Genomic DNA, 4,808 nt, shown 5'->3' on the forward strand with positions numbered 1-4,808 from the left:
ACAGAATTTGGCATCGCCCTGATCAGCCGCTCAGCCCCTCAGCTGAACGTATTTATCCTGGCCATGCCGATCAAATCCGGTGTCGCGGCAGCCATTCTGGTGGTTTACGTCAGCACGATTCTGCAACTGGCCAAAAAACATGACGAAGGCATTCCCATGATCTTTAAAACCGTGGGAGAGCTCTGGAAATGAGTGCTGAAAAGACAGAGAAACCTACGCCAAAAAAGCTGCGTGACGCCCGAAAAAAAGGTCAGGTCGCCAAGAGTAAAGAAGTATCCAGCACCTTTGGCATTATCGCCGTGGTCTGCACCCTCTGGTTTATGAGCGATACCTACCTCAACACCATTCAGGAAATGGTGATCCTTCCCGCAACGGTTTATAACGAAAACTTTCAGGACGCTTTCAAGATTGTCACCCGGGGCATTCTTGATAAATCCATTGAGCTGCTGTTACCCCTGGTTATGGTATCCATGCTGTCTGCCATCATAGGCAACATTATGCAGTTTGGCTTTCTGCTGGCCGGTGAATCGGTAAAACCCGACCTGAAAAAGATCAGTCCCATTGCCGGATTCAAGCGCATCTTTGCCATCAAAAATCTGGTGGAATTCTTCAAGTCCGTTATCAAGATTGTGTTTCTTTCCATCGTTGTTTACTTCGTCATCAAAAACAGCCTCGCTGATATGGTCAACCTCCCTTACTGTGGTAATGACTGTATCCTCCCTGTTGTCGGGGTTTTGATGAAAAAACTGATGATCTACGCCATTGCGGCTTTCTTAGTGATCTCGGTGCTGGACTATCTTTTCGAGAAGCAACAGTTCACCAAAGAAAATAAAATGTCCAAGGATGAAGTCAAACGCGAACACAAAGAGATGGAAGGTAGCCCTGAAATCAAGGGTAAACGAAAAGAAATTCACCAGGAAATTCTCAACGAAGCAGAAAACACCAAGAAATCAGACGTTGTTATCAAAAACCCGACTCACCTGGCCATCGGCCTGCACTATAAACAGGATGTGACACCACTGCCCGTGGTGACGGTTAAAGGCCGGGGTGGACGTGCACGCTTTATTGTGAAAATTGCCGATAAAGAAGGCATCCCCGTTATGGAGAATGTCCCCCTGGCCCACGCCCTGTTTGATACGGACATTGCCAGTTTCATCCCCAGCGATTTGATTGAACCGGTGGCAGAAGTATTCCGATGGGTAGAAGACCTCAAGGAAAAACAGGGCCTCTCAGACGACTCTTAAGGTTGAACAATGCAAAACCTCTGCTCAACTCTCCAGAGTATTTCTGGGCCCCACTGGCCGCCAGGCCGGTGAAATGACATTGGGCATTTCCGAGCGGTTCAGCAAGGGAGCCTTACACAGGGCGAACTCGCCGTAACGATGGTTGATCTCATCAATGGTCGCCAGTAGTTTTTCCTTTTTAATATCCTCTTCCTTGAACAGTTCTCCTTGCCCATGTTTGGGTCGCGGGTCCAGGGCTCCGACGTGTACCTGATGCACTCCCCGGCTTCTCTCTCCTTCATCCCAGTAGACATCCAGGAAAAAGTCTGCCAGTGCCATGATCAGATCGCCATCGGATGTTGGGGTTGTCGTCTTCAGCTTTTTGCTGACCCAGCCTCCGGGCGTATTCACGCCAATGGCAAACAACCGGGCTTCAAAGTCATAACGTCTGAGACGAGCGGCCACCTTTTCACACATATGCAGCAGATAGGTTCTCAGGATGGTTTTATCCCGGGTATTGGGCGGAATCACCTTACCGTGCCCGATACTCTGGGGCACGCCTACCTCTTTATGCAGTGGCTCCGGGTCCATGCCCTGGGCCATCAGCCAGATGCGTTTGCCCAGATTACCAAAACGCTTGCCCAGCACGCTAATGGGCACTTTCTGCATATCACCGCAACGACGCACACCGTACTGAGCCAGGTAACGCCCAATACCTGAACCGACGCCACACAGATCAGTGACCAGAGCATCCGACAGGGTTTCACGAGCCTGATAGGGGTGGACAACGGTCAGTCCGTCAGGCTTCTGTTGCTTGGCTGCCCACTTGGCTGTGGTCTTGTCACCACTGATACCCACTGAACACAACAGGCCGGAAGCCTCAAAAACACAGGCCTTGATCCTTCGGCCCACCTCGGCCACCGGGCAGTCATAGAGTGCCTGACAGTCGGTCAGATCGAGAAAAGCCTCGTCCACCGAGAAGACTTCTATTTCCGGAGTGATGTTTTCCAGAGCTGACATGATGCTGGAGGAAATCTGAGCATAACGATAAGGCCGCGAAGGCGCCTGGATAAGATCAGGCGCCAAACCTCTGGCCTCACGCAACCTCATACCGGTTTTGATGCCCCGGGCCCGTGCCTCGTAGGAGGCGGTGATGATGCAAGTCCCTGTTCGGCCATTGGTGACACACACCGGCTTTTGATGCCATTGAGGCCGGTCCAGCTGCTCAATGGAGGCAAAAAAGGCATTCATATCCACCAGCGCAATCATTCGGGGCCAAGGCTTGTCTTTTACAAGAATACTGTTCATTTATACAGTATTATTCACCTGAAGCTTTCAGACAAGTCCCTCTTTGATTGATTTTTTTTATCGCCCCGGAAATAGGTGCATGAGCGGATGAATTGAAGCAAATGAGTGCGATTTTATGATGTCTTCCGATTTCGTCAGCATTGCTGACAGAGATGTTATGCAACCCCTTGTCTGCATCTCGTACGATCAGCTCTACATTGGTTCACACGGGGAAGTAGCCATGTTCAAACGCACAAGGATCACCTTTCAAATCGTACTGACACTGTTCAGCTTTTTCGGATTCAACGAAGCTGTTCTGGCGGTCAGATACCGCACTACGATCTACGTAAGTCATTTCGATGCCCGGATGGCTGTTGCCCACATCAGTACGGAAACACCTGCTTTGCAGGTTATGCACCATGGAGATAACCTTCAGGCAGTGGACTGCATATTCTGAAGAAAAACCGTTAGGCCAACTAACCGGGTTGTCATTAAACAGCCTTTAAAAGAAGGCTAAGCTGACCATAAAAAACAACAACAGCATTCAAGGATAGAAAGGAGTTGCCCATGTACTCATGTATGACCCCCCACTCACCAGTCAATACAACAAGCAATGCACTACAACTGGCTCTCAACGCATTTTCAGAGGGCAAAGAGCAGGCTAAAACCTGGTTGTACAATGGTGCCTCCAGAGCGGTATCCACACTCTATTGGGGTGCCAGTGAAGTCAGCTCCATGGCGAGAAACTATATAGCCGACATGCATGAACTTAATGAGAACGACCTTCTCTTCGAATGGGATTGGGATGAAACGGATATTGGCGACAGGCAGGTAGCCGTTACTGATGCCGCTGTTTCCGTAAAAGAGCAGTCCGTGAAAGAGCAACTGATGAGAGCGCCATCACGCATCCCTCGTCCAGTGGCCAGGCCAGAGAAAAAGCCGGGGCATGCCTTCATGGCGGCTCTTTCCAGGCCTCACCCCATCCCCTTCAATACTCCGGGGGCAGAAGTTGCTGACCGTTATCAAAAAAACATTCGCACGGTGGTTTTCGGTGATAAAGATGAGCGCAGGCCGAAAATAAAACAGAAAGCACTCTCTTCAGATTTTCTGGCCAGACAAAAAGCACTGAGCGATGCCAAACAGAAATATGAGGATGACCTGAAAGCACCTGTAACCCGAGACAAATGCGGCAAGGTTAACCCTGAAACGACCAGACGGCTGGCACAGCCCAAGCACACCCGATCCAAGGGCGAGAAGAAAGCCATTCGCGATTTTACTCAACGAGAGTTTGCCAGCCACGCCTTTACCAAGCTGTATCTGAGACAGGACTTTGAAAAGGACCGTCCTGTGAAAAGCCAGAGCAGGCAGAACGCCAAAGCCAACCGCTTGAAATAATCGAGAACATTCCTCCTTGCCAGGACGCACTCCTGGCTTTTTTTTTGCCTGACCGGCACACAGATCGCTTTAACGACGCCATACCCCTTGGGCATTGTTCTGGTTCCGGCTAAACTCACTGACTTTAAATCACGGGAACAGAACACAACCCATGGACAAGCATTTCTGCAGTGACAACTGTTCAGGCGTCAGCCCTGAAATCATGTACGCACTGGCTGAAGCCAACCAGGGTCATACGCCTTCCTATGGGGGCGATTCGTTGACTCAGGAAGCCGACGCCCTGATCAAGGCCACTCTGGGTCGTGAATGTGACATTTACTACGTCTACAACGGCACTGCCGCCAACACTCTGGCCTGCAAGTCGGTGCTGCGTAGTATTGATAGTATTATCTGTCCTGATAGTGCACATATCTTTACTCATGAAGCCGGTGCAGCGGCTAATGCTACCGGCAGCAAGTTCATTACGCTGCCTGCAGTGCATGGCAAAATCACTCCGAAGCAGATCCGGGCCGCCTACGAGCAGGAAACTTACTGGGGGCCTCATGCTACCCGTCCAAAGCTGGTCTCAATCACCCAGCCCACTGAATGGGGCACTTTTTACTCTCTGTCAGAATTGGCGGCCATCAAGGCTGTTTGCGAAGAGACCGGAATGCTAATGCATGTAGACGGCTGTCGTATTTACAATGCCCTTGTAGCCATGGACTGCCCTCCGGCAGAACTCTGCCAGTACATTGATATTCTGTCACTGGGAGGGACAAAAAATGGCCTGATGTTTGGTGAAGCCCTGGTGTTCTTCCATCAAGAAGCAGCCGATGGTTTCCTGCACTTGCGCAAGCAGGGGCTGCAACTGCACTCAAAAAATGCGCTTTATTTCAGCCCAGATGAAAGCCCTTTTTACCGACC

6 protein-coding genes are annotated in these 4,808 nt (G+C 50.5%); 5 read left to right on the forward strand and 1 reads right to left on the reverse strand.

The features are described from left to right. Together KDK19_RS03400 and sctU are read left to right on the forward strand one after the other, a co-directional pair. A partial coding sequence (locus KDK19_RS03400; RefSeq protein ID WP_306801303.1) for a flagellar biosynthetic protein FliR occupies positions 1 to 192 on the forward strand: 192 nt, incomplete at its 5' end. After that, entirely contained in the window at positions 189 to 1,244 is a 1,056-nt protein-coding gene (sctU, locus tag KDK19_RS03405; RefSeq protein ID WP_257255317.1) for a type III secretion system export apparatus subunit SctU, read from the forward strand. The genes KDK19_RS03400 and sctU, both read left to right, overlap by 4 nt. A gap of 24 nt (positions 1,245 to 1,268) precedes the next feature. Here sctU and KDK19_RS03410 read toward each other — a convergent pair whose 3' ends face one another. Then, on the reverse strand, positions 1,269 to 2,531 hold the full coding sequence (locus KDK19_RS03410; protein WP_257274483.1) for a DNA polymerase IV: 1,263 nt from the start codon (positions 2,529 to 2,531) through the stop codon (positions 1,269 to 1,271). 115 nt (positions 2,532 to 2,646) lie between these two features. Between KDK19_RS03410 and KDK19_RS03415 the strand changes: the two genes are divergently transcribed. The 3 genes from KDK19_RS03415 to KDK19_RS03425 form a co-directional block, all read left to right on the forward strand. Continuing rightward, the gene (locus tag KDK19_RS03415; protein WP_257274482.1) at positions 2,647 to 2,967 is read left to right on the forward strand and encodes a hypothetical protein; all 321 of its coding nucleotides are present in this window, start codon (positions 2,647 to 2,649) and stop codon (positions 2,965 to 2,967) included. A gap of 110 nt (positions 2,968 to 3,077) precedes the next feature. Continuing rightward, positions 3,078 to 3,905 (forward strand): hypothetical protein, encoded by an 828-nt coding sequence (locus tag KDK19_RS03420; protein WP_257274481.1) that lies wholly within the window; start codon positions 3,078 to 3,080, stop codon positions 3,903 to 3,905. Positions 3,906 to 4,056: 151 nt separating this feature from the next. Beyond that, positions 4,057 to 4,808 (forward strand): low specificity L-threonine aldolase (locus KDK19_RS03425; RefSeq protein WP_257291335.1); only part of this gene is annotated, 752 nt, incomplete at its 3' end.

Origin of the sequence: Endozoicomonas sp. ONNA1, from assembly GCF_024606325.1 — a bacterium.
Classification (GTDB): Bacteria; Pseudomonadota; Gammaproteobacteria; order Pseudomonadales; family Endozoicomonadaceae; genus Endozoicomonas_A.

Bases quoted from the DNA above. Each gene is read 5' to 3' on its own strand.
- sctU (WP_257255317.1), top strand. From the start codon at position 189: ATGAGTGCTGAAAAGACAGAGAAACCTACGCCAAAAAAGCTGCGTGAC.
- KDK19_RS03410 (WP_257274483.1), bottom strand. From the start codon at position 2,531: ATGAACAGTATTCTTGTAAAAGACAAGCCTTGGCCCCGAATGATTGCG.
- KDK19_RS03415 (WP_257274482.1), top strand. From the start codon at position 2,647: ATGATGTCTTCCGATTTCGTCAGCATTGCTGACAGAGATGTTATGCAA.
- KDK19_RS03420 (WP_257274481.1), top strand. From the start codon at position 3,078: ATGTACTCATGTATGACCCCCCACTCACCAGTCAATACAACAAGCAAT.